The organism is Desulfoplanes sp., from assembly GCF_054921335.1.
In genome coordinates this window covers 1-4,077 of record NZ_JBUDSQ010000135.1, presented here as the reverse complement: position 1 = coordinate 4,077, position 4,077 = coordinate 1, and the positions used below count along the sequence as shown (strand labels likewise).

The 4,077-nt window shown below is 53.4% G+C and carries 2 protein-coding genes; one reads left to right on the top strand and one right to left on the bottom strand.

Features of this window, described 5'->3' with window-relative positions; all coding sequences use genetic code 11:
* Positions 1–26: 26 nt before the first annotated feature.
* Positions 27–1,178: a diguanylate cyclase domain-containing protein gene (locus tag ACY692_RS14350; protein ID WP_462326065.1), complete on the bottom strand. Its 1,152-nt coding sequence runs from the start codon at positions 1,176–1,178 to the stop codon at positions 27–29.
* 271 nt (positions 1,179–1,449) lie between these two features.
* Here ACY692_RS14350 and ACY692_RS14345 point away from each other — a divergent pair, with 271 nt between their 5' ends.
* Positions 1,450–3,687 (top strand): methyl-accepting chemotaxis protein, encoded by a 2,238-nt coding sequence (locus ACY692_RS14345; protein WP_462326064.1) that lies wholly within the window; start codon positions 1,450–1,452, stop codon positions 3,685–3,687.
* Positions 3,688–4,077: the final 390 nt, after the last annotated feature.

Below are 4,077 nucleotides of genomic sequence, written 5' to 3'. Positions count from 1 at the left end.
CTCGCCGCTTCTACGTTTGATAATTATCAACTTTTATCCTGTCCCGTAATCCATATCCCGATGGTTGCGATGCGCTGGGACATTCTGGAAATCAATTGGCCGGTTTTTTCCCTGGCCACTCCTGGAAGAAGAACCACGAATTCGTCTCCGCTCAATCGAACGACCATGTCGTATTTGCGGACCAGATTTTTGAGGCAGGTGGCAACCTGTTGCAGGATGTCGTCACCCGTCAGGTGGCCGTAGGTGTCGTTGACCGCCTTGAATCCGTTCAGATCAATGAAGACCAGGGTAACGGGAAACGATTTGCGTTCAGCAAATTCAAGGATCTGCTGTCCATAGGCCATGAGATAGGCCCTGTTGGGAACCCCGGTGAGCGGGTCGGTGAATCGTTCCCGTTCGAGGAATTTCTGGACCCGGAGCAGACAGACGGTGCACCCGAGATCCGTGCAGAAATGTTCCAGATAGTCCGTGGCCTTGTCAGGCGTATATCGTTCAACATCCGTGTCGTAGAGACAGACGAGCCCGGCAATGTGATCGGTATTCCCACGTTCGTAAAAGGGATAGACGAGACAGGAGCCTGATTCGATTGTCCGCTGGGGCATGGCTGTCAGAATGGTATCCCACCAAGCCATGTCATCGACTGTTCCGAGATAGCGTTTGTGTCCGGCAGTGGATGTGATCCAGACCTTGATTTCCTCCAGGGTTTGCTGCGGCAGTGTTCCCAGCCCTTTGGGCACGAACTCCTCATAGGTGGCCATGTCCAGAACGAGAGCTACGCCTGTTGTGCCCATTTGGTGAGCGATTCTTGTGAGGATATCAGGCAGCTGGCTGAAATTCTCGGCCTCCTGCAGGATGGAAAAGGCCCTGTTCAGGCGGGAAAAAATGGAGACATTGGCTTCCTGAAAGGCAATGACCGTGTCGAGTCGTTCCTGGGTGGTTTCGAGGCGGGATCGAAGCGTGTCGATTTCTGCACCCATGCCGTGGATCGGCAAGGCAGGGGAGGGCTGGATCTTTTTTGTCGATTCCACGCAGGTGCGCAGCTCTTCCAGGAGGTGAAGGGCTTTGTCGTATTTGCCGGAGCTCAGCGACCGCTCAATACCCCGGAGCAGGGAACTCAAGGGTTCAGTGGCATGAGAATCGTTGAACGACGAAGCACCGCTGAGGTTGGAAGCACACATCGCATGATACCGTTGGCTGGAGAGGATGTCACCAAGTGTCTAATGCGGCCAAGCCGCAGTTTTAAGTTTTAAGTTCAAGCGGTTAGAGAATTTTCTTGTTTTTTTATGGCAGACTTTTACGAGTAAGGTACGAATAAATTTTTTTTCATTGATCAATTGAACCGCTTAGTCAAGTTTCTGTTCACGTAAAATTGTCACAGAAAGGACAAACAAATGTCATCAGATCCGGGTAAGCATCCACTGGTTTTTCACCAAAGCCCGGAGAGTGACCATGAAGCGTTCCATTCGATCCATTTTTTTAATTTTTTGTCTGTGCATGTCGATCATCCCAGTGGTTTGCGTGGGAGAAATCGCTGTTCGACAGGCAGCGGACAGCCTTGTGGATCAGGCTCGACAAAGGCTGGCAACCGAACGGGATATCGCCGGAGATAGCTTACGCCAGAAACTCGAGGTCTGGACCCGGGAAGTCTCTCTGCTTGCCAGAAGGAGCGAGGTCTACAATGCCATCGTCATGTTTCAGGATTATTTCAGTGATGTTTCCGCTCAAGAAGGAAAGCCCGCCAGGGTAGATACCCCGGAATATGAGGACAACCATGCCTATGTGCTGTCATCGTTCAAGGTGTACAGCACCTTGTTGGGGTATGAGGATCTCCTGCTTGTCGATGATTACGGTCGCATCGTCTTCAGCCTGAAAAAGCATGACGACCTGGGGCAGGATCTCAAACACGGTCTCCTTCGTGACACCCCCCTCGGCCATGTATGGGATATGGCCATGCACGGGAAGGAAAGTTTTTCCGACCTGCTGCCGTATGAACCGGCCGGGGGAAAATTGTGTGCCTTTGTGGGAGCCCCGGTGCTGGATCATACCGGAGGCCATGCCGGTGCTGCGATTCTTGTTATCGGGTCAAAACATCTGACCTCGATTTTGGACGATAAGGGGGAAGAGAAACATGGGTTGGAGACATTTGCTTTTGGTCAGGATCTCCGGAGTCGTAATAAAAACCATGAGTCTATGGCTTCTGTATTTTTGCCTCAATCCAACGCCCCGGTACATCTGGCACTGAAGGGTGAGACCGGGATCATTTCGGCAAGGGATAGATCCGGGAAAGAATTGTTGGTGGCCTATACCCCCATCACGATGGGTTCGACCACCTGGGCCCTGATCACCCAAGCCGACATGGGAACCATCCTCGAGCCTACTGTTCAGCTTCGGCACAAGGTCGTCATTCTGGGAACCCTGTTGTCCATTGTTGTCGTCATCCTGGGTGTCATTTTTCTGCGCAGGGAATTGTTCAAGCCCCTTGCACGGATCAGAGATTTTGCCTGTGCCGTGGCAGAGGGTGATCTGGAAGCAACAATGGATGCCAGATTCCGACCCGAGCTGGAAGCGCTCAAACAGGCCATCTCGACCATGGTTGCCAATCTGCGCGCCCGAACCGACGATGCCCGGGCCAAGGCGGAACAGGCTGAAATGCATGCCAGGCGTGCCGAGGAATCTGAAATCGAGACAGAGGCCCAGCAGCAGAAGATGGCTGACATGTTCGCGAGTCTGAACAGCCTGGTCCACAATGCCGATGATTTGACCCTTGTGATACAGGATCTCGCCGGAGAGCTCGACATGGAACTCAATGGCGTGGGTGGGGGCGCTGAGGATCAGAAAAAGCACGCCTCGCAGATCTCCGATGCCATGGCCGTCATGCTCCATGCGGTCAGTGGTGTGGCCGAGGCCGCGAGAACTGCAGTGGATGGTTCCCAACGTGTCCGTCAGAAGGCCGATGATGGGTTGCAACGCGTGCAGGCCAGCGTGGATGCCGTGTCCTCGGTCAACGAGATCACCGAAATGTTGAAGACCGACATGGACGGGCTGGGGAATATGCTCGGCCAGATCACCTCCATTGCCGGGATCATCGGGGATATCGCCGACCAGACCAATCTTCTGGCCTTGAATGCGGCCATCGAGGCGGCCCGGGCCGGAGAGGCCGGACGAGGTTTTGCCGTTGTGGCCGACGAGGTCCGCAAGCTCGCGGAACGGACCATGACCGCGACCAAGGAGGTCACGGCCAACGTGGAGTCCACCCGGTCGGCCATTGTGAGCAGCACACGCCGGATGGAAAAGGCTACCGGAGCCGTTGGGCATTGTGTGACCATGTCTGCGCAATCACGGGAAAGTCTCGAAGAGATCGTTTCTCTCTCCAGAGAGGCCGAAGTTGGTTCCCGGGAGATCATGACACAATCGGAAGCGCAGGCCACCACGGCCGAACAGGTTGACTCCGCCTTGCACAAGATGAACATGTTCGCTGCGACCACCTGTTCGGATATCCAAAAATCCCTGGGTATCACCAGTCGCCTTGTCGAGGAGATGGACCAGCTCAAGCAGATGACCCAGCGTTGTTCCCAGACAGAGGGGGCTTCGAATCCGTCAGAAAATCTCGAAGCGCATTCTGGGTATCTAACCGCCTTTACTGAGGGTAACGGTCGCAAAGACGTCCAGAGAGCGCTTGCATCGTGATGTCCCGTATATGTCCGTTGACTGGCTGTGCATACCCCTCGAGGCATATGGAATATGCCGGGAGTTGATAACTGTTTGGCGGTTTGAAGTTTTCTTGTTTGGTATGACAGGATTTTTTGAACAAGGTACCTTGGCATGATTGAAACTACCTGGAAGGACTATGGAGAAGAGATTGCTGGAGTTATCACAAAGAGAGCATTTGGTTTCAACAATGTCTTTTTTTTCATGCTGCGAAGCGGATATGGGCAAGGATGTCTCACTGACCTCTATCTTGAGCTCTCATGATCAGTTCAATGTGGTCCTGTTTCGTATCCATGACTATTTTTTGCTCAGAGAGCTTTACGGGGACGAGTTGGTCCGACGTCTGGATGGATTGATTGCCCAGGCCAT